Origin of the sequence: Luteimonas arsenica (assembly GCF_004352825.1) — a bacterium.
GTDB lineage: Bacteria > Pseudomonadota > Gammaproteobacteria > Xanthomonadales > Xanthomonadaceae > Luteimonas > Luteimonas arsenica.
Genome location: NZ_SJRW01000002.1, coordinates 835,847 through 856,246, shown reverse-complemented (window position 1 = coordinate 856,246; position 20,400 = coordinate 835,847). Strand labels below are relative to the sequence as shown.

The 20,400-nt window shown below is 70.4% G+C and carries 16 protein-coding genes; 5 read left to right on the top strand and 11 right to left on the bottom strand.

Features of this window, described 5'->3' with window-relative positions; genetic code table 11:
* Position 1: 1 nt before the first annotated feature.
* The 6 genes from purF to E2170_RS11495 are packed head-to-tail and all read right to left on the bottom strand — an operon-like array spanning position 2 to position 9,022.
* The gene (purF, locus tag E2170_RS11520; RefSeq protein WP_133000781.1) at positions 2-1,474 is read right to left on the bottom strand and encodes an amidophosphoribosyltransferase; all 1,473 of its coding nucleotides are present in this window, start codon (positions 1,472-1,474) and stop codon (positions 2-4) included.
* Between the two features lie 34 nt (positions 1,475-1,508).
* The gene (locus E2170_RS11515; RefSeq protein ID WP_133000780.1) at positions 1,509-2,615 is read right to left on the bottom strand and encodes an SPOR domain-containing protein; all 1,107 of its coding nucleotides are present in this window, start codon (positions 2,613-2,615) and stop codon (positions 1,509-1,511) included.
* Positions 2,616-2,644: 29 nt separating this feature from the next.
* Positions 2,645-3,946 carry a bifunctional tetrahydrofolate synthase/dihydrofolate synthase gene (folC, locus tag E2170_RS11510; RefSeq protein ID WP_133000779.1) on the bottom strand — a complete coding sequence of 434 codons (1,302 nt, stop codon included), beginning with the start codon at positions 3,944-3,946 and terminating at the stop codon, positions 2,645-2,647.
* A 3-nt stretch (positions 3,947-3,949) separates the two neighbouring features.
* Positions 3,950-4,594: a histidine phosphatase family protein gene (locus tag E2170_RS11505; RefSeq protein ID WP_133000778.1), complete on the bottom strand. Its 645-nt coding sequence runs from the start codon at positions 4,592-4,594 to the stop codon at positions 3,950-3,952.
* Entirely contained in the window at positions 4,591-6,768 is a 2,178-nt protein-coding gene (locus E2170_RS11500; RefSeq protein ID WP_133000777.1) for a S46 family peptidase, read from the bottom strand. The genes E2170_RS11505 and E2170_RS11500 overlap by 4 nt, the downstream gene beginning before the upstream one ends.
* Before the next feature lie 52 nt (positions 6,769-6,820).
* Complete coding sequence (locus E2170_RS11495; protein WP_133000776.1) at positions 6,821-9,022, bottom strand: S46 family peptidase; 2,202 nt, start codon at positions 9,020-9,022, stop codon at positions 6,821-6,823.
* 159 nt (positions 9,023-9,181) lie between these two features.
* Between E2170_RS11495 and tdh the strand changes: the two genes are divergently transcribed.
* Together tdh and kbl are read left to right on the top strand one after the other, a co-directional pair.
* A complete protein-coding gene (tdh, locus tag E2170_RS11490) occupies positions 9,182-10,216 on the top strand; it encodes an L-threonine 3-dehydrogenase (protein WP_207914990.1) in 1,035 nt (344 codons plus the stop codon).
* A gap of 4 nt (positions 10,217-10,220) precedes the next feature.
* Positions 10,221-11,414 carry a glycine C-acetyltransferase gene (gene kbl, locus E2170_RS11485; protein ID WP_133000775.1) on the top strand — a complete coding sequence of 398 codons (1,194 nt, stop codon included), beginning with the start codon at positions 10,221-10,223 and terminating at the stop codon, positions 11,412-11,414.
* A gap of 51 nt (positions 11,415-11,465) precedes the next feature.
* Here kbl and E2170_RS11480 read toward each other — a convergent pair whose 3' ends face one another.
* The 4 genes from E2170_RS11480 to E2170_RS11465 form a co-directional block, all read right to left on the bottom strand.
* Positions 11,466-12,203: a pseudouridine synthase gene (locus E2170_RS11480; RefSeq protein ID WP_133000774.1), complete on the bottom strand. Its 738-nt coding sequence runs from the start codon at positions 12,201-12,203 to the stop codon at positions 11,466-11,468.
* A gap of 18 nt (positions 12,204-12,221) precedes the next feature.
* Entirely contained in the window at positions 12,222-12,758 is a 537-nt protein-coding gene (locus tag E2170_RS11475) for a hypothetical protein (RefSeq protein WP_133000773.1), read from the bottom strand.
* Positions 12,759-12,866: 108 nt separating this feature from the next.
* Positions 12,867-13,955: an OmpA family protein gene (locus E2170_RS11470; protein ID WP_133000772.1), complete on the bottom strand. Its 1,089-nt coding sequence runs from the start codon at positions 13,953-13,955 to the stop codon at positions 12,867-12,869.
* A 178-nt stretch (positions 13,956-14,133) separates the two neighbouring features.
* Positions 14,134-15,291, bottom strand: coding sequence for an OmpA family protein (locus tag E2170_RS11465; RefSeq protein WP_133001185.1), 1,158 nt, complete (start codon positions 15,289-15,291; stop codon positions 14,134-14,136).
* A 235-nt stretch (positions 15,292-15,526) separates the two neighbouring features.
* Between E2170_RS11465 and E2170_RS11460 the strand changes: the two genes are divergently transcribed.
* The 3 genes from E2170_RS11460 to E2170_RS11450 all read left to right on the top strand — a co-directional run bounded on the left by E2170_RS11460 (position 15,527) and on the right by E2170_RS11450 (position 19,019).
* The gene (locus E2170_RS11460) at positions 15,527-17,551 is read left to right on the top strand and encodes an NADPH-dependent 2,4-dienoyl-CoA reductase (RefSeq protein WP_207914969.1); all 2,025 of its coding nucleotides are present in this window, start codon (positions 15,527-15,529) and stop codon (positions 17,549-17,551) included.
* A gap of 322 nt (positions 17,552-17,873) precedes the next feature.
* The gene (locus E2170_RS11455; RefSeq protein WP_133000770.1) at positions 17,874-18,329 is read left to right on the top strand and encodes a cell wall hydrolase; all 456 of its coding nucleotides are present in this window, start codon (positions 17,874-17,876) and stop codon (positions 18,327-18,329) included.
* 78 nt (positions 18,330-18,407) lie between these two features.
* On the top strand, positions 18,408-19,019 hold the full coding sequence (locus E2170_RS11450; protein WP_133000769.1) for a glutathione S-transferase family protein: 612 nt from the start codon (positions 18,408-18,410) through the stop codon (positions 19,017-19,019).
* A gap of 148 nt (positions 19,020-19,167) precedes the next feature.
* Here E2170_RS11450 and prpC read toward each other — a convergent pair whose 3' ends face one another.
* Complete coding sequence (prpC, locus tag E2170_RS11445; protein ID WP_133000768.1) at positions 19,168-20,322, bottom strand: bifunctional 2-methylcitrate synthase/citrate synthase; 1,155 nt, start codon at positions 20,320-20,322, stop codon at positions 19,168-19,170.
* Between the last annotated feature and the right edge of the window lie 78 nt (positions 20,323-20,400).

The window sequence follows — 20,400 nt, the reverse complement described above, 5'->3', positions numbered from 1 at the left end:
CTCAGGCGCCGACGCGGCGCTTCTTCTTCGCCTCGTCCGAGCGCAGCTGGCGCAGGCCTTCGAAATAGCCCGGCTCGATCCCGGTCACGTACTCGCCGCTGAAGCAGGAGCTGTCGAACTTCTTGCCCGGGAACTTGTGCCCCGCCACCGCCGCTTCCAGGTCGGCGATGTCCTGGTAGATGAGCCAGTCGCAGCCCAGCACCGCCTCGATCTCCTTCTCGCTGCGGCCATGGGCCACCAGCTCCTCGACCGAGGGCATGTCGATGCCGTAGACGTTGGGATGGCGCACCGGCGGCGCGGCCGAGGCCAGGTAGACCTTGCGCGCACCCGCGTCGCGCGCCATCTGCACGATCTGCTTCGAGGTCGTGCCGCGCACGATCGAATCGTCCACCAGCAGCACCACGCGGTTGCGGAACTCCAGCGGGATCGGGTTGAGCTTGCGCTTCACCGATTTCGCGCGCTCGCCCTGCCCCGGCATGATGAAGGTGCGGCCGACGTAGCGGTTCTTGACGAAGCCCTCCCGGTACTTCACCCCGAGCGCATTGGCGATTTCCATCGCCGAATCGCGCGAGGTGTCGGGAATCGGGATCACCACGTCGATGTCGTGGTCGGGCCGCTCGCGCAGGATCTTCTCGCCCAGCGTCACGCCCATGCGCATGCGCGCCTTGTGCACCGAGATGTTCTCGATCATCGAGTCCGGGCGCGCGAAGTACACGTATTCGAAGATGCACGGCGCGTGCTCGGCGGGTTCCGCGCACTGGCGCGCATGCAGTTCGCCGCGCGCGGTGATCACGATGCCCTCGCCCGGCTCGACGTCGCGCAGGCGCTCGAAGCCGAGGATGTCCAGCGCCACCGATTCCGAGGCCACCGCGTACTCGGTGCCGTCCCCGGTCTCGCGCTTGCCCAGCACCAGCGGGCGGATGCCGTTGGGATCGCGGAAGGCCACCAGGCCCAGGCCCAGCACCACGGCGACCACCGCGTAGCCGCCCTTGGCGCGGCGATGGACGCCATCGACGGCCTTGAGCGCGGCCTCGGGCGTCAGCCCGCGCTCGCGGTCGAGCTCGTGCGCGAAGACGTTGAGCAGCACCTCGGAGTCGGACTGGGTGTTGACGTTGCGGCGATCGGTCTCGAACACTTCGCGGCGCAGCGCGTCGGTGTTGACCAGGTTGCCGTTGTGCGCCAGCGCGATGCCGTAGGGCGAGTTGACGTAGAACGGCTGCGCCTCGTCGCTGCCCTCGCTGCCCGCGGTCGGGTAGCGGCAGTGGCCGATGCCGACGCGCCCCTCGAGCAGCGCCATCGAGCGCGCGTCGAACACGTCGCGCACCAGGCCGTTGCCCTTGTGCACGCGCAGCTGCGTGCCCACCGCGGTGGCGATGCCGGCGGCGTCCTGGCCGCGGTGCTGCAGCACGGTCAGGCCGTCGTACAGCGCGGCCGCGACTTCAGTGGTTCCAACGATGCCGACGATGCCGCACATGGAGGGTCTTCCGTTTTCGGTTGCCGCGGGGAAATCAGGGATGCGAACGCACGAGGCCGTCGATGCCGGTGCTCGACTTCACCCGTGCCTTGAGCTGGTCGGCTTCGGCACGCGTGACCACCGGGCCGGCCTTGACGCGGGTCAGCGCGCCCTTGTCGGTCTGCACGGTCTCGGTGAAGGCACCGATGCCGGCCGCACGCAGCCGGTCGCGCAGGGCGTTGGCCTCGGCGGCGTTGCCGAAGGCACCCAGCTGCACGGCGAAGCCGGTGCCGCTGGCGGCCGCGGGCGTTGCGGCAGGCGTGGGCGCGGACCCAGCGGCGGCGGCCGGTGGCTGCGACCGCGCCGGCGCGGACGCCGACGGGCTGGCGGTAGCCGCATCCAGCGTGACCACGCTCGCCTGCGCGCGCGAGCCGATGCTGCCGGCGCGCACGCGCGCGGATTCGGCGTCGGCGCGGGTGGCGTAGGGGCCGATGCGCACGCGCCAGGCGTCGCGGTCGCCGACGCGGGTTTCCTCGACATAGGCCGGGAGGTTCGATTCGCGCAGGCGGCTGACGACGGTGCCGGCATCGGCGCGGCTGCCGTAGGCGCCGAAGTTCACCGCGTAGTCGCCGCCGGCCGTCGCCGCTGGCAGGCGCGGGGCCGGTGCGGCGGCGGGGGCGGGCTTCGCAGGCTCGGGCTTCGGTGCTTCGGGCTCCGGGGCTTCGGCCACCGCCGGCGGAGGCAGGGTGGCGGCGGCCGGGCGCTCCGCAGCCGCGGGCGTCGCCGGCTGCGCGGCATCCGGATCCGCCACGGGCTCGGGCGCGACCACGCCGCTGTCGGACAGGGGCACGGTCTCGACGCTGGAGGCGAGATCGGCGGCGTCCTCGGAGGCGACGTCACCGCCGGGCTGCGCGGTCGCGGTGTCCACGGTCGCCAGGCTGCCGTCGTCGGCCAGCAGGCCGGCGCTGCTGGTGGCACCGGGCACCACCAGCGGCAGGTCGCGGGTGACGTATTCGCCCGAAGGCGCAGCAGGAACCTGCAGCGACAGGTCGGACACGCCGCTGTCGGGCGCCGGGCCCTGCACCAGCATCGGAAGGAAGATCACGGCCAGCGCGATCAGCACCGCGGCGCCGATGAGGCGCTGTTTCAATCCGGATTCCATGGGCGCTCGAGGCAGCGGGGGCCCGGGAATTATACGTCGCCGCCCGTCCCGGCTTCTGAACCTGCGGCAGCCAGCCAGGCCAGCGCTTCGCCGGCGACGTGGAAGGAACCGAAAGCGAGCACTCGGTCGCCCGGGCGCGCGTCGGCCAGGGCGGCTTCGAGCGCACCGCCAACGTCGCCATGGCGCGGCGCATCGGGGGCGGCCGTGCCGGCCAGCGCCTCCGCCAAGGCATCGGCGTCACGGCCACGGGCGCCGGCGGCGGAGGTTCCGGCCAGGTGCCAGGCGTCCACGCAGGGCGCGATCGCCTCGACCACGCCGACGGCGTCCTTGTCGGCGAGCGCGCCGTAGACCGCGATCGTGCGCGCCGCGGGCGCCGCGCGCAGCCACTCGGCCAGCGCGCGCGAGGCCTGCGGGTTGTGGCCGACGTCCACCAGCACGTCCACGCCGCCGCGCTCGAAGCGCTGCAAGCGGCCGGGGATCCGCGCAGCGGCGACCCCGCGCGCCCATGCGCCATCGTCGATCGCCAGGTCCAGCGCGCGCAGCGCGGCGATAGCGGCCGCCGCATTGCGCAGCTGCGCCGGCGCGGCCAGGCCCGGCAGCGGCAGCGCGAGTTCGAAGCCGGGCTCACGCCACCACCAGCCGCCACTGTCTCCGTCAGGGCCGAAGCGATAGTCGCTGCCGGCGCGGATCGCGGAGGCACCGATGGCATAGGCGTGGCCAAGCACGCTCGACGGCGGGTCGTCCTCGCCCAGCACCAGTGGCTTCCACGCCCGCGCGATGCCCGCCTTTTCGGCGCCGATGGCCTCGCGGTCGGCGCCCAACCAGTCCTGGTGGTCGAGGTCGACGGTGGTGACCACCGCGACGTCGGGGTTGACGATGTTGACCGCGTCCAGGCGGCCGCCAAGCCCGACCTCGAGCACGGCCAGATCAAGCTCCGCGCGTTCGAACAGCCACAGGGCCGCCAGCGTGCCGTATTCGAAATAGGTCAGCGTGGTCCCGCCGCGCGCGGCTTCGACCGCCTCGAAGGCGGCCACGAGACTCGCATCGTCCGCATCCACGCCGTCGATGCGCACGCGCTCGTTGTAGGCCAGCAGGTGCGGCGAGGTGTAGGCGCCCACGCGCAGGCCGGAGGCCATGGCGATCGCCTCGATGAACGCGACCGTCGACCCCTTGCCGTTGCTGCCGGCCACCGTCGCCACCTGCCGCGCGGGCCGCGCAAGACCCATGCGGCCGGCGACCTCGCGCACGCGATCGAGTCCGAGGTCGACCTCGCGCGGGTGCCGGCCCTCGATCTCGCCGAGCCAGTCCTGCAGGCTGCGCGTCGCGGCCATGCTTCAGAGCGCCCGGTGCACCGCTTCGCCGAACAGCAGGGTGTGGTGGGCGCAGTCGTTCAGCCGCACCAATTCCAGGCTGCCGGGCTCCGCGCCTTCAAGCAGGTTGAGCGTGGCCGGCGCCTGGCGGAAGGTCCACAGCCGGAACAGCGGCAGACCCAGCACCCGGCACAGCAGCACGCGGTTGACCGCGTCGTGCGAGACCACCAGCAGGGTGTCCTCCGGCCCGAGCCCTTCGCAGGCGTTGGCGAACGCCGGCCAGGCGCGCTCCAGCACCTTCTTCAGCGACTCGCCGCCGGGCATCTGCACCTTGTCGGGCGTGTCGCGCCAGGCCGCGAGGCGTTCCGGGTCGGACTCGCGGATCTCGCTGGCGAGCTTGCCTTCCCACGTCCCGTGCGCGATCTCCATCAGGCCCTGGTCGACTTCGAGCATGTCCGCGCGCGCCTCGCCCAGGGCCAGGCGCGCGGTGTCGTAGGCGCGGCTGAGCGGCGAAGCCACGGCGCGGTCGATGCGCACGTCGTGCAGCCGCTCGGCCAGCCGCAGCGCCTGCTTGACGCCGGTGTCCGAGAGCGGGATGTCCTCCTGCCCCTGGTAGCGGCCCTCGCGGTTCCAGTCGGTCTCGCCGTGGCGCGCCAGCAGGATCCTCACCGCTTCGGCTCCAGGCCGAGTTCGGCGAGCACGCGCGGCGCCGGGTAGACCTCCTGCATGATCCAGCGCATGTAGCGCTGGTCGACCGAGATCATGCGCGTCATCACCGGGTCGAAGACCCAGTTCGAGGCCACCGATTCCCAGTTCCCGTCGAAGGCCAGGCCGACCAGCTTGCCCTGCGCGTCGAGCACCGGCGAGCCGGAGTTGCCGCCGGTGATGTCGAGGTCGGCGAGGAAGTTCACCGGCACCGATTTCAGGCGGCGGTCCTGCAGGCCGCCGTGGCGCTTGGCGGCGATCGCCTCGAGCAGCGCCTTGGGCGCGTCGAAGGGATCCTCGCCGGTGTCCTTGGCCGGGATTTCCTCGAGCACGGTGAACGGCTTCTGCGGCGTGCCATCAAGTTTGGTGTAGGGCTTGACGTTGCCGAAGGTGATGCGCAGCGAGGAGTTGGCGTCGGGATAGACGAACTCGCCCTGGCTGGCCTTGTAGTCGGCCACCGCCTGCAGGAACACCGGGCGCGCCAGCAGCGCGTCGCCGGCGCGGGCCTTGCGCTCCTCCTCCTGCGCGAGCAGGGTCGGCATCACCGCCACCGCGTAGCGGATCGCCGGATCCTTGCTGGCCTCGAAGGCCTTGCGGTCGGCCCGCAGCCACTTCAGGCGCGCCTCGGTGCCGTCGGCCAGTTCGCTGCGGCCGAGGCGGTCGAGCGCGCCGTCGATGGCTTTGCTGTCACTGCCGCCCAGCCACGTATCCAGGGCCTCGATGCGCTGGCCTTCCGGCAGCTTCGCGTACTGGTCCAGCCAGTAGCGCTGCAGGCCGCGATCCATCTCCGGCACGTAGCGGCGATCCATCTGGCGCACGGCGCCTTCCAGCGTCGGCAGGTCGCGCTCCTGGTAGCCCTGCTCGCGCTCGGCGTCGGGTTTCTCGCGCTCGATCGCCAGGCGGTAGCCGCGGATCGCGGTCGAGAGCAGGCCGGTGCCGTTGAACTGGCTGAACACCAGGTCGCGGTCACGGGTGGCGCGGGCGACTTCGTTGAGCTCGAGCAGCCTGGCGTGGGCGTCCAGCACCGGCTGCCCCGCCTCGCCCTGCGCCTTCGCCCAGGCCAGCACCTCGGCCTCCTCGCGTTCCTTGGTGGCCATGGCGTTCGTGCGCTGGAAGCCGGCCAGCTGGCTGTCGTAGTTCTTGTAGACGTTCTCCCAGCCGCGCATGGTGCTGGCGTACTTCACCTCGATGTCCGGGTTCGCCTTGCCGGCCTCGGCCACCATCTTCTGCAGCGCCTTGTAGTGGCGGACGATGGTCGGGTACTGCCAGTCCTGGGTGTCCTGGAACTCGCTGGCCAGGGCGTAGCGCGCGGTGCGCCCCGGGTAGCCCGCGACCATCACGAAGTCGCCCGCGCCCAGCGGCTTGTCGGCGAACTTCAGCCAGCGCTTGGGCTGGTAGGGCACGTTGTCCTCGGCATAGGCCGCCGGCTTGCCGTCCTTGCCGACGTAGGCGCGGTAGAAGGCGAAGTCGCCGGTGTGCCGCGGCCACATCCAGTTGTCGACCTCGCCGCCATAGGCGCCGACGCTGCCCTGGGGCGCGTACACCAGGCGCACGTCCTGGATCTCGAGGTTCTTGAACAGGCGGTAGGTGTTGCCGCCTGCGAAGCTGTACAGGCGGCAGCGGTAGCCGGCGTCGGCCTCGCACTGCGCGACCAGGGACTTCTCGATGGCGTCGAGCGCGTTGGTGCGGCCGATGGCATCCGCGGCGCCGGCCACGGCGGCCTGGACGCGATCGGTGACGTCCTCGATCGACTCCAGCGCATAGATGCGCGAGGTCGGACCGGCGCTGATCTCGTCGCCGATGTCCGCGGCGTAGAAGCCGTCGCGCATCAGGTTGTTCTCGGGCGTCGAGTTCAGCTGGATCGCGCCGTAGGCGCAGTGGTGGTTGGTCGCCACCAGGCCCTGCGGCGAGACGAAGCTGGCGGTGCAGCCGCCCAGCGAGACCACGGCGCCCAGCGGGTCGCCGGTCAGGTCGGCCAGCTGCTCGGGCTTGAGCTTGAGGCCCGCCTTCTTCAGCGGCTGGGAGATTTCGGGGAGCTGCTGCGGCACCCACATGCCCTCGCCCGCCTGCGCGGGAGCGGGACTGGCGATGGCGGCCACGAAGGCCGCGGCGGCGGCGGCGAGGACGGTCTTGCCCATGAGTTCGGTTTCCTGGATCGGATGGGAGGGATGCGGAAGGCTGGTCGGGAGTCTAACGGCCGGAGCCGGCGGCGGGCGCCGGCCGGTCGGCGCCGTCAAGCGGCAGGCCCATCTCGCGCAGCAGCTGCGGCGCGGGGTAGACGCGGGCCATGATCCAGCGCAGGTAGCGGGCGTCGACGTGGATCGCGCGCTTGTAGCGCGGGTCGAACTTCCAGCTGGCGCTGACCGCCTGCCAGTTGCTGTCGAAATTCAGGCCGACCAGCCGCCCGCGGGCGTCCATCACCGGCGAGCCGGAGTTGCCGCCGGTGGTGTCGAGGTTGGTAAGGAAATTCACCGTCTGCGTGCCCAGGCCGGGATCAACGGTGGCGCCGAAGTCGCGGCGCACGATGGCGTCGAGCAGCGGCGCGGGGGCGTCGAACGGAGCCACGCCGGTGTGCTTTTCGACGATGCCCTCGACGGTGGTCAGCGGCGACCAGCTGACCGCGTCGCGCGGCTGCAGGCGCTCGATGCGGCCATAGCTCACGCGCAGGGTGGAGTTGGCATCCGGGTAGACCGCCCTGCCCTGCGAGCGCGCGTGGCCGATCATGCCGCGCATGTAGGCCGGGCGCAGGCGCAGCAGCTCGCCGGCGCGGGCCTTGTCCTCGTCCTCGAAGCGGAGGATGGCCTGCTGCAGGGTGGCCGCGGCGCGCATCAGGGGATCGGTCGAGGCCTGGACCTCCGCCGGCCCGGCGGCGAACAGGCGCAGGCGCTCGTCCTCGGCGGCCAGGGCGGTGGCCGAGTACAGCGATTCCAGCGTGGTTTCGATGGTCGTGGCATCCGTGCCGAATACGGCGTCGACCTCGGGCACGCGCTGCTCCGCGGGCAGCGCCGCATGGCGGCCCAGCAGTTCGGCCAGGATCGCGCGCTCCACCGCGGGCGCGTAGCGACGCTGGGCCTGGCGCAACGCGGCCTCGATCCGGGCCTCGTCGCGCAGCTGATAGCCGCTTTCACGCTCGGCATCCGGCTTGCCGCGCTCCAGCGCCAGGCGCTGCAGCCGCATCGCACCGCCCAGCAGCTGGGTCTGCGCCTGCATCAGGCCGAACAGCTGGTCGCGCTCGCGGGTGGCGCGGGCGGAGGCGATCACGTCGGCGGCAGCGTCGATGTCGGCAAGCGTCGCGCCAGCGTCCGGCTGGCCGGACAGCCACTTCGCCATCGCCGCTTCTTCGGCGCGGCGGCCGGCCACGGCATTGCTGCGGCGCAGGCCGTCCAGCTCGCCCTGGGCGCGCTTGAGGGTGTTCTTGAGGCTGGCGACCTGGGCGGCGTACCGCACCTGGGCATCGGCATCGCCGGCCGAGCCGCGCTCCACCGCCGCCAGCAGCGCGGTCATCAGCTCCACGCGCGAGGGCAGCTGCCATTCCACCTGGTCGGCGAACTCGGCCGCCGTGCGGTGGCGGAAGGTGCGCCCCGGGTAGCCGGCGAGCATGGCGAAATCGCCCTCGGCCAGCGGATCGGTCGACACTTCCAGCCACGCCGCCGGCCGGTAGGGCACGTTGTCCGGCGAATACGCCGCCGGCTTGCCGTCCGGGCCCACGTAGGCGCGGTAGAAGGTGAAATCGCCGCTGTGCCGCGGCCACATGAAGTTGTCGATCTCGTCGCCGTAGCTGCCGATCGCGTCCGGCGGCGCATAGGCCAGCCGCACGTCGCGGATCTCCAGCTGGCGGATCAGGTGGAAATCGGTGCCGTAGTACATGTCGGCCACGCTGCAGCGGTAGCCGGGCTCGTCCGCCTCGCACTCGGCCACGGCGGCCTTGGAGGCGGCCTGGACGGCGTCATGGTAGGCGCGTCCGGTCTTGCCGCGGGCGTCAGCCAGGATGCGGTCGGTGATCCGCTCGAAGCGGTCGGTCACCAGCACCCGGGCGCCGGGGCCGGCGGACAGCTCGTCGGCCATCGTCGCGGCGTTGAAGCCGTTGACGATCAGGTTGTTCTCCGGCGTCGAATTCAGCTGGATCGCGCCGTGGGCGCAGTGGTGGTTGGTCACCACCAGCCCCTGCGGGGAGACGAAGCTGGCGGTGCAGCCGCCCAGCGAGACCACGGCGCTCATCGGCGGCCGCGACAGGTCCGACAGATCCTTCGGATCGCCCTCGAAGCCGGCCCCGCGCATGGCCGACTCGACCTCCGGGAGCTGGGACGGCAGCCACATGCCCTCGTCGGCAGAGGCGGCGGCGGGCAGCAGGAGGGCGGCGGCAAGGGCCGCGGCGACAGGACGCATGCGCATGGAATTCCCGGTGGTCTGGACAGCCGGGAACCTTAGGCCGGGGCGGCGGCCGGGCGCAAATGCCGGCGGTCACGCTCCCGGCCGCGGCGCCCGGCGGCGGTACAATGGGCGCTTCGACACACCGACGGCCCAACCATGTCGCAGCCCCAGCAGTCCACCATCCCCACCACCATGAAGGCGCTGGTCAAGCGCGAGCTCGCCAAGGGCATCTGGATGGAGGAAGTCCCCGTGCCGGAGCCGGGCCCGAACGAGGTCCTGGTCCGCCTGGAGAAGACCGCGATCTGCGGCACCGACCTGCACATCTACCTCTGGGACGAATGGGCGCAGCGCACCATCCCGCAGGGCCTGGTGATCGGCCACGAGTTCGTCGGCCGCGTGGTCAAGCTCGGCCCCGGCGCGACCGGCTACGAGATCGGCCAGCGCGTCTCCGCCGAAGGCCACATCGTCTGCGGCCACTGCCGCAACTGCCGCGCCGGCAAGCAGCACCTGTGCCCGAACACGGTCGGCATCGGCGTCAACCGCAACGGTGCCTTCGCCGAGTACATCGTGATGCCGGCCACCAACCTTTGGCCGATCCCCGACCAGATCCCGAGCGAATTGGCCGCCTTCTTCGACCCCTACGGCAACGCCGCGCACTGCGCGCTGGAGTTCGACGTGGTCGGCGAGGACGTGCTGATCACCGGCGCCGGCCCGATCGGGGTGATGGCCGCCGGCATCTGCAAGCACATCGGCGCGCGCAACGTGGTGGTCACCGACGTCAACGACTTCCGCCTGAAGCTGGCCGCCGACATGGGCGCGACCCGCGTGGTCAACGTCAGCAAGACCTCGGTCAAGGAGGTGATGTCGGAGCTGCACATGGACGGCTTCGACGTCGGCCTGGAGATGAGCGGCAACCCGGCGGCCTTCAACGACATGCTCGATTGCATGTACCACGGCGGCAAGATCGCCCTGCTCGGCCTGCTGCCCAAGGGCGCGGGCATCGACTGGGACCGCATCATCTTCAAGGGCCTCACCGTGCAGGGCATCTACGGCCGGCGCATGTACGAGACCTGGTACAAGATGACCCAGCTCGTGCTTTCGGGCTTCCCGCTGCACAAGGTGCTCAGCCACCAGCTGCCGGCCGACGAGTTCCAGAAGGGCTTCGACCTGATGGAAAGCGGCAAGTCGGGCAAGGTCGTGTTGAGCTGGAACTGACGCCATGACCCTGACCCAGCGCTACGCCGACACCCTCGACGAGATCCGCGACGCCGGCCTGTTCAAGGCCGAGCGCGTCATCACCAGCCCGCAGTCGGCCGAGATCACCCTGGCCGACGGGCGCACGGTGCTGAACTTCTGCGCCAACAACTACCTGGGCCTGGCCGACCACCCGGACATCATCGCCGCCGCGCGCGAGGCGCTGGACACGCACGGCTTCGGCATGGCCTCGGTGCGCTTCATCTGCGGCACCCAGGACCTGCACAAGGAGCTGGAGCAGACCATCGCCGGCTTCTTCGGCAAGGAGGACACGATCCTCTACGCCGCCTGCTTCGACGCCAACGGCGGCCTGTTCGAGCCCCTGCTGGGCGAAGAAGACGCGATCATCTCCGACGCCCTCAACCACGCCTCGATCATCGACGGCGTGCGCCTGTGCAAGGCCAAGCGCTACCGCTACGCCAACTGCGACATGGCCGACCTGGAGGCGCAGCTCAAGCAGGCCCGTGTCGACGGCGCGCGCACGATCATGATCACCACCGACGGCGTGTTCTCGATGGACGGCTTCATCGCGCCGCTCGACGAGATCACCGCGCTGGCGGCGAAGTACGACGCGCTCGTCCACATCGACGAATGCCACGCCACCGGCTTCCTCGGCGCCACCGGCCGCGGCTCGGCCGAGGTGAAGGGCGTGCTGGAGAAAATCGACATCATCACCGGCACGCTCGGCAAGGCCATGGGCGGCGCGCTGGGCGGCTTCACGACGGCAAAGTCGGAAGTGATCGAGCTGCTGCGCCAGCGCTCGCGCCCCTACCTGTTTTCCAACTCGCTGCCGCCGCACGTGGTCGCCGCGGGGACGAAGGCCTTCCAGATGCTCGATGCCGCCGGCGAGCTGCGCGAGCGGCTGGCGGAAAACACCGCCTATTTCCGCGAGCGCATGACCGCCGCCGGCTTCGACATCAAGCCCGGCGTGCATCCGATCAGCCCGGTGATGCTGTACGACGCGCCGCTGGCGCAGCGCTTCGCCGGGCGCCTGCTCGAGGAAGGCATCTACGCGATCGGCTTCTTCTTCCCGGTCGTGCCCAAGGGCCAGGCCCGCATCCGCACCCAGCTGTCGGCCGCGCATACGCGCGAGCACCTCGACCGGGCGATCGATGCCTTCACCCGCATCGGTCGCGAGCTGGGCGTCATCAAGGACTGACCGCAAGGCGCCGGTGGGCATGCGCCCGCCGGTGCCCACGCACCGGCATGTTCAAGCCGCGGCGGCAGGCGTCGGCGGCACCAGCGCCGCCACTTCTTCCGCCGTCAGGGGTCGCCACGCGCCCTTGGCGAGGTCGCCCAGGACCAACGGCCCGATCGCCACTCGCACCAGCCGCAGCACGCCCAGGTCGCAGGCCGCCATCAGGCGCCGGATCTGGCGGTTGCGGCCTTCATGCAGCACGACTTCCAGCCAGGCGTTGCGGCCACCCTCGCGCAGCGGCCGCACCGAGGCCGCGCGCAGCGTCTCGCCGTCGGAGTCGATGCCTGCCAGCATCGCCGCCAGCAGCGCCGCCGTCGGATGCCCATCGACCTGCACGTGGTAGGTCTTCCCGGGACCGCGCTCCGGATCGGTGATGGCGGCGGCCCAGGCGGGGTCGTTGCAGAACAGCAGCAGGCCCTCGCTGGCCCGGTCCAGGCGGCCGACCGGCGCGACCCAGCCCAGGCCTGCACCGTCGAAGCAGCGGTAGACGGTGTCGCGGCCGCGCTCGTCGCGGGCGGTGGTGACCAGGCCGCGCGGCTTGTTGAGCATCAGGTGTCGCGGCGCAGGGCCTCCGGCGGCTTCGCCGTCGACGCTGATGCGGGCATGGGCCACGTCCACCGGGTATTCGGGATCGCGCACCGCGCGCCCATCGACGGCCACCCGGCCCTCGCGGACCCAGGTCTCGGCGCAGCTGCGCGAACAGATGCCGCGCTTGGACAGCGCGCGCGCCAAGCCGTGGCGGCTGCCCATGCGCCGGACTGCCGTGGCTTAGGGCTCGCCGTCGCCTGCAGCCGGTGCCGGTTCGGCCGCGGCAGGCTGGCCTTCCGGCAGCTCAGGCACGGCCGCCGCCGCGGGAGCAGCGGGCGCAGCGTTGCCGCGGGCGACGCGCACGCCGCGAGCCTTCATCCAGGCGTCGAACTCGTCGGCGGTCATGCGCTTGCCGTTCTGGTTCATGTCGAAGCGCCAGGGCGTGTTGTCGAACTCGGTCTTGGGCTTGTACGCGCCCGGGTCGTTCGGATCGGCGACGCTGGCCGGGACCGCGATGGCGACGTTGCGGCAGCTTTCGATGCGGCGGCGCAGCAGCACCTCGTCGACGGTCTGTGACTCGTCATAGGCGTGGCCAAGGACGCCGCTGTTGGCACCGAGCATGTAGGACGGCGCCACCAGTTCGGTCGCCAGCGGCGCTAGCACGGTCACGCGCTGCCCGGCCGCGTCGCCCGCCGGCAGGTTGCCGCAGTCCACCGCCGCCATCGCAAGCCCCGGGGCCACCAGGCCCGCCACCACCACCAGCACTGCACGCTTCATTTCGTCGATCCGGTTCTCTGCTGCACAGGGCCGCGAGTGTAGCAGCCTCCAGACGCACGAAGCCCGGCACTGGGCCGGGCTTCGTGGTGTCGCTTTTTACCGACGTCCTCAGTTCTGGACGTTCAGCTCCGTGCGGCGGTTGCGCGCGCGGCCGTCCGGGTTGTCCGAACCGTCGTCGTTGGTGTTCGGCGCGATCGGGCGGCTCTCGCCGTAACCGTTCGGGCCCACCAGGCGCGACGAGTCGATGCCGTTGCCGGTCAGGTAGTCGTACACCGCAGACGCGCGGCGCTCCGACAGGGCCTGGTTGTAGGCATCGGTACCCTTCGAGTCGGTGTGGCCAGCCACCTCGACGCGAAGCTCCGGATAACGCTTCAGGATCTCGATCGCCTCGTTCAGGATCGACACCGCGTCAGGACGCAGCGTCGACTTGTCGAAGTCGAAGTTCACGCCCTTCAGGTCGATCGACACCGGCACCGGGCAGCCGTCCGGACCGATCGTCTGGCCAGCCTGCGAACCCGGGCACTTGTCGTCGCAGTCGTTCACACCGTCGCCGTCGCTGTCCATGTCGGCGCAGCTCGGCGCCACCGGCGCCGGGGCCACCGGGGCGGTCGGCTCCGGACCCAGCGGGATCACCACACCCACCGAGGCCAGCACGTCGCCGAACCAGTCTTCCTCGGAGTTCGCGACGCTGCCGTCGTCGAAGTCGGCGCGGTAGGCCAGCTCGGTGCGGACCTTCACGCGACCGACGTCGCCCTGGGCACCCACGCCGACCTTGGCGGCGAAGTTGCCTTCCTCACGCTGCGCCGGCGAGTTCGGGCTCGGGAACGCGCTGTATTCCTCTTCCGAGCGCTGGTAACCCACGCCCATCAGCAGGTAGGGATTCCAGCTGCGGCCTTCGTTCAGGAAGTGGCGGCGGAAGTCCAGCGAGATGCCGTACTGGCTCCAGTTCAGGTCGCGGTTCGCGTCCTTCTGCGGGTTCTGGTAGTTCAGTTCGGCGTCGGCCGACCACTCGGGGGAAATGAACTTGCCGATGCCGAGGCCCAGGAACGGCGCATTGCGCGTGTCACGCTCGCCGTCCTGCATGTTCATGCCGGCGCTGCCGGTCAGGTACCAACGATCGTCGAACTCCTGGGCGGAGGCCACCTGCGAGAATGCAAGGCCTGCGAGCAGGGCGGTGCTCAACACGCGAATCTTCATTACGTACTCCTAAGGTCAGTCAGGAATGAATCGGGGGGATGGCGTTGAGCATGGGGGCCAGCCAAGCGGCCGCCCGACCCTGCCAATCGCCAACGGATAGTACACAATTCAGCAAGATGTTAACAAGATATTAAAACCGGGCGGGGTTGAAGGTATCAACCCCGCCATGTTGCCGTCCTCAGTTCTGGACGTTCAGCTCCGTGCGGCGGTTGCGCGCGCGGCCGTCCGGGTTGTCCGAACCGTCGTCGTTGGTGTTCGGCGCGATCGGGCGGCTCTCGCCGTAACCGTTCGGGCCCACCAGGCGCGACGAGTCGATGCCGTTGCCGGTCAGGTAGTCGTACACCGCAGACGCGCGGCGCTCCGACAGGGCCTGGTTGTAGGCATCGGTACCCTTCGAGTCGGTGTGGCCAGCCACCTCGACGCGAAGCTCCGGATAACGCTTCAGGATCTCGATCGCCTCGTTCAGGATCGACACCGCGTCAGGACGCAGCGTCGACTTGTCGAAGTCGAAGTTCACGCCCTTCAGGTCGATCGACACCGGCACCGGGCAGCCGTCCGGACCGATCGTCTGGCCAGCCTGCGAACCCGGGCACTTGTCGTCGCAGTCGTTCACACCGTCGCCGTCGCTGTCCATGTCGGCGCAGCTCGGCGCCACCGGCGCCGGGGCCACCGGGGCGGTCGGCTCCGGACCCAGCGGGATCACCACGCCCACCGAGGCCAGCACGTCGCCGAACCAGTCAGGACCGTCGTCGCGGTTGGGCGCCGGATCGTCGAGGAGGGTGGCCGGGACGGTGTCGTCGGCGGCGGTCGAAGCACGATAGGCCAGTTCGGCGCGATACTTCACGCGGCTGCTGCCACCCTGGATGCCCACGCCAAGCTTGGCGGCGAGGCCACCCTCTTCAACCCGCACGGGCGAATCGGGGCTGGGGAAGTTGCTGTACTCGATCTCTTCGCGCTGGTAACCCAGGCCCGCCAGCAGATAGGGGTTCCAGGAGCGCTCGGGCGACACGAAGTGGTAGCGGGTGTCGAACGAGATGCCGTACTGGCTCCAGGTGAGGTCCTCGCCGCTGCAGCCCGGGGAACCAACGCAGAGCGCGTCGCCCTGCTCGGGGTTCTGGTAGTTCAGTTCGACGTCGAACGACCAGTTGGGATTGATGAACTTGCCTACGCCGATGGCACCGAAGGGCGCATTGCTGGTGTCGCGCTCGCTGTCCTGGACGTTGTATCCGACCGAGCCGGTCAGGTACCAGCGGTCGTCGAACTCCTGCGCGGAAGCGGCCTGCGCCACACCCAGCCCACCCAGTGCCATGGCCACGCACAGCAGATTCTTCTTGATCATCTCGAAACTCCTTGACTGAGAAACGGAACCTGCTGTCGTCAGGCCGCATCCAAATGGGGGAAACGGTGCCTCCAGGGCATCGTCGCGGCGCAGGTTAGGAGCCAGCGCGTGAAAGCGGTGTTAACGCCAGGCTAACAATTGTGCTTGTGGCGTCATGACCCTCTGACCGGACCGCTTGATGCGGGGCAACCATCGCGGCATGGTGGGCGCTTCCATACGCCAGCGAATGCAGATGCCAGCTCCTTCCGCCTGTCCGACCCTGCTGTCGAGCCTGGACCTCGGCTTCACCACCCTGCGCAACCGCGTGCTGATGGGCTCGATGCACACCGGCCTGGAGGATCGTCGCGCGGATTTCCCTAAGCTGGCCGCATATTTCGCCGAGCGCGCCGCGGGCGGGGTCGGCCTGATGGTCACCGGCGGCTTCGCGCCGGGCATGGACGGCTGGCTGAAGCCTTTCGCCGGCAAGCTCACGAGGCGGTGGGAAGTGGCACGGCATCGCGAGGTCACCGCCGCCGTGCATACGCACGACGCGAAGATCTGCCTGCAGCTGCTGCACGCCGGGCGCTATGCCTACCACCCGCTGTCGGTCTCGGCCTCCGCGCTCAAGGCGCCGATCAATCCCTTCCGCCCGCGTGCCCTGTCCGCGCGCGCAGTGGAGCGCCGGATCGACGCCTTCGCCCGCAGCGCGCGGCTGGCGCGCGAGGCCGGCTACGACGGCGTCGAGATCATGGGCTCGGAGGGCTACCTGCTCAACCAGTTCACGGTGGCGCGGACCAACCACCGCGACGACCGCTGGGGCGGCAGCGTGGACAATCGCATGCGCTTCGCGGTGGAAACCGTGCGCCGGGTGCGCGAGGCCTGCGGGCCGGACTTCATCCTCATCTACCGGCTATCAATGCTGGATCTTGTCGACGGCGGCAACGACTGGCGGGCGATCGTGGCCCAGGCGCGCGCGGTCGAGGCGGCCGGCGCGACGATCATCAACACCGGCATCGGCTGGCACGAGGCGCGCGTCCCGACCATCGCCACCTCGGTGCCGCGCGCGGCCTTCGCCGGAGTGACCGCGCGGCTGAAGCCGGAAGTATCGGTGCCGCTGGTGGCGACCAACCGGATCAACATGCCCGACGTCGCCGAGGCGATCCTCGCTTCGGGCCAGGCCGACCTGGTGTCCATGGCGCGGCCGCTGCTCGCCGATCCCGAATGGGTCGCGAAAGCGGCCGCCGGACGCGCGCACGCCATCAACACCTGCATCGCCTGCAACCAGGCCTGCCTGGACCACATCTTCCAGAACCGGCGCGCGGGCTGCCTGGTGAACCCGCGCGCCTGCCGCGAGACCGAGCTGGCCTACGCGCCGGCCGCCACCCCGCGCCGCATCGCCGTGGTCGGCGCGGGCCCGGCGGGGCTGGCCTGCGCCACCGTGGCCGCCGGGCGTGGCCACGCGGTCACCCTGTTCGAAGCGGCCGACGGGATCGGCGGGCAGTTCAACCTGGCGCGCAGGATCCCGGGCAAGGAGGAGTTCGCCGAGACGCTGCGCTACTTCCGTCATCGCATCGACGAAACCGGCGTGGACCTGCGCCTGCGCACCCTCGCCACGCCGGAGCTTCTCGCCGGCTTCGACGCCGTGGTGACGGCGACCGGCGTGGTGCCGCGCCGGATCGCGCTGGAAGGTGGCGACCACCCCAAGGTACTCGCCTATGACGAGGTGCTGCGCGGCGAGGTGGTTCCCGGCGCGAAGGTCGCGATCATCGGTGCGGGCGGCATCGGCTTCGACGTCGCTGAGTTCCTCGTCCATGAGGGTCCCTCGCCCAGCCTCGATCCCGTGCGCTGGATGGAGGAATGGGGCGTAGACCCGACCTCGTCCGCGCCCGGCGGCCTGAAGCCCGCCGCACCCGAGCCGCCGGCGCGCGAAGTCTGGCTGCTGCAGCGCAGCCCGGGCCGCCCCGGCGCCCGCCTGGGCAAGACCACCGGCTGGATCCACCGCGCCACCCTGAAGGCCAAGGGCGTGCACATGCTCGGCGGCGTGGAGTACCGGCGCGTCGACGACGCGGGCCTGCACGTGACCATCAACGGCGTCGAACAGCTGCTGGAGGTCGATCACGTGGTGGTCTGCGCGGGACAGGAATCGCGGCGCGAACTGGTCGATGCGCTGGCGGGCGTCCCCGCCGAAACGCACGTGATCGGCGGTGCCGACGTGGCCGCGGAGCTCGACGCCAAGCGCGCGATCGATCAGGGAAGCCGGCTCGCCGCGGCGCTCTGACCGGCCGGGCGACGGCCACCAGCGGATCGTCACGCAGTACTCGCCCATTCAGCTTTGGCAGGAAAGCGCAAGACGCCGGCCACCCCTGTTCAGCCACGATTGCGAAAACCGGCAGTAAGGTGCGCCGACTTTTTCTCCGCCGCGACTTCGGCGGAACCGGCACGACCCGCACTCCCGCGGGCTTCGCGCCCGGGCAGCAAGCGCGCCAGAGAGTGCCGCCGCCCTCCCCAACACGCCAGGCCGTTCCGCGACGCGGTGGCCCGGGCCCTCCCAAGGGTCCGGCCATGGCTGCGCGGGCGGCGCAACGGAGCAAGGAGCCGCCATGAAACTCGCCTGGATCCTGTGGTTGGCATCGGTATTGCCCCCCCAGGCTGCAGATTCCCTGTGCCTCAGCACCACGCTGTACCTCGAGGCCCGTGACCAGTCCGTCCTCGGCCAGCAAGCCGTGGCCGAAGTCGCCCTGCGCCGCGCCGACAGCGGCCTGTGGGGGGACTCCGTCTGCGAGGTGGTGACCGCGCGCAAGCAGTTCGCGCCGACCATCGTCTCTCCGCGCACGCGGCTGACCAATACCGAAGCCTGGTCGCAGGCGGTCACCATCGCGCTCGAATCCCAGCGCAACTGGGACCTGCCCGCCGGCGAGCGCAAGGAAGTCGTGCCCGGCGCCAGCCACTTCATGGCCCACGCCATCGCCAGCCCGAGCTGGCGCAACGCCTACCAGGTCGCCACCATCGGCGACCACACCTTCCTGCGCGTGCAGAGCCTGAAGCCGAAGTCGTGACGGATCGTTGCCGCGGCGCACGTTGAGCGCGCCCCGCGCAGGGCGGATGATGGCGGCCCACCTTCCGCGGAGCCGCACATGAAGCTGTATTCCAAGCCGGGCGCCTGCTCGACCGCCGTGCACATCGTCCTGCAATGGGCCGGTGGCCCCTTCGAGGTGGAAATCCTCGACGGCGCCGCGATGAAGGCGCCGGCCTTCCTCGCCATCAATCCCGCGGGCGCGGTGCCGGCCCTGGTCGACGGCGATTTCGTACTCACCCAGAACGCCGCGATCATGGGCTACATCGCCGACACCCACCCGCAGGCGGGCCTGGCTGGCGACGGCTCGCCCCGGCAGCGCGCGGAGGCCGCGCGCTGGCTGTCCTTCGTCAACTCGGACCTGCACCCGGCCTTCAAGCCGATCTTCGCGCCCGGGCGCTACATCGGCGACCAGGCGCAGCACGATGCGGTCAAGGCGGCGGCGCGCACGATGGTACGCGGGCTGCTGGAGACGGCGGACAAGCGCCTGGCCGACAACGAATGGCTGGCAGGCTTCCGCAGCTTCGCCGATCCCTACTTGTTCATCACCCTGCGCTGGGCGCTGGGCACCGGCATCGACCTGTCGGGGCTCGACAACGTCGCGGCGTTCAAGGCGCGCATGGAAACCGATACCGGCGTGCAGGCCGCGCTGGCGGCGGAAGGGCTTTCCTGACGACTGCGAGGCGGCCCGGGGCGGCCGCGACCGCTGCACTGGCGGCGCCTGCAGCCGCAGCTTGCGCGAAAGCACACAGGCCACGAAAAGCAGAACGGCGCCCTGTTCGGGCGCCGTTCCTGTTTGCCGCGATGGTTGCGAACCTGGCTCAGTCGCGGTCTTCCATCGCCACCCAGTCGCGGTTCTCCGGGCCGGTGTAGTTGGCGCTGGGGCGGATAATCTTGCCGTCGATGCGCTGCTCGACCACGTGCGCGCTCCAGCCGCTGGTGCGCGCGATCACGAACAGCGGGGTGAACATCGCGGTCGGCACGCCCATCATGTGGTAGCTCACCGCGCTGAACCAGTCGAGGTTCGGGAACATCTTCTTGATGTCCCACATCACCGATTCCAGGCGCTCGGCGATCGAGTACATGCGGGTGTCGCCCTGCGCTTCCGACAGGTCCTTGGCGACCTGCTTGATGATGCCGTTGCGCGGATCGCCGACGGTGTACACCGGGTGGCCGAAGCCGATCACGACCTCCTTGCGGCCGACGCGCTCGCGGATGTCGGCCTCGGCCTCGTCCGGCGTGTCGTAGCGCTTCTGCACTTCGAAGGCGACCTCGTTGGCGCCGCCGTGCTTGGGGCCGCGCAGCGCGCCGATCGCGCCGCAGATGCAGGAATGCATGTCGCTGCCGGTGCCGGCGATCACGCGCGAGGTGAAGGTGGATGCGTTGAACTCGTGCTCGGCGTACAGGATCAGCGAGGTGTGCATCGCGCGTACCCAACTCTCCGGCGGCGGCTCGCCGTGCAGCAGGTGCAGGAAGTGACCACCGATGGAATCGTCGTCGGTCTCGACGTCGATGACGCGGCCGTTGTGGCTGTAGTGGTACCAGTACAGCAGCATCGAGCCCAGCGAGGCCATCAGCTTGTCGGCGATGTCGCGCGCGCCGGGGTGGTTGTGGTCGTCCTTCTCCGGCTGCACGCAGCCCAGCACCGAGACGCCGGTGCGCATCACGTCCATCGGGTGCGCCGACGGCGGCAGCTCCTCCAGCGCGGCCTTGACCGCCGCCGGGATGCCGCGCAACGACTTCAGCTTCGCCTTGTAGCCTGCCAGCTCGGGCTTCGTCGGCAGCTTGCCGTGCACCAGCAGGTAGGCGACCTCCTCGAACTCGGCCGTGGTCGCGAACTGCGTGATGTCGTAGCCGCGGTAGTGCAGGTCGTTGCCGCTGCGGCCGACGCTGCACAGCGCGGTGTTGCCAGCGGCGGTGCCGGACAGGGCCACCGACTTCTTCGGCTTGGGCAGGGTGGAGGTGGTCTCGCTCATCAGGTGCTCCCTTGAAACGTGTTTTCAGGTGTTCGCACGCAGGCGGTGCCTGCGGCGACGGACTGCAGCATGCCGCGG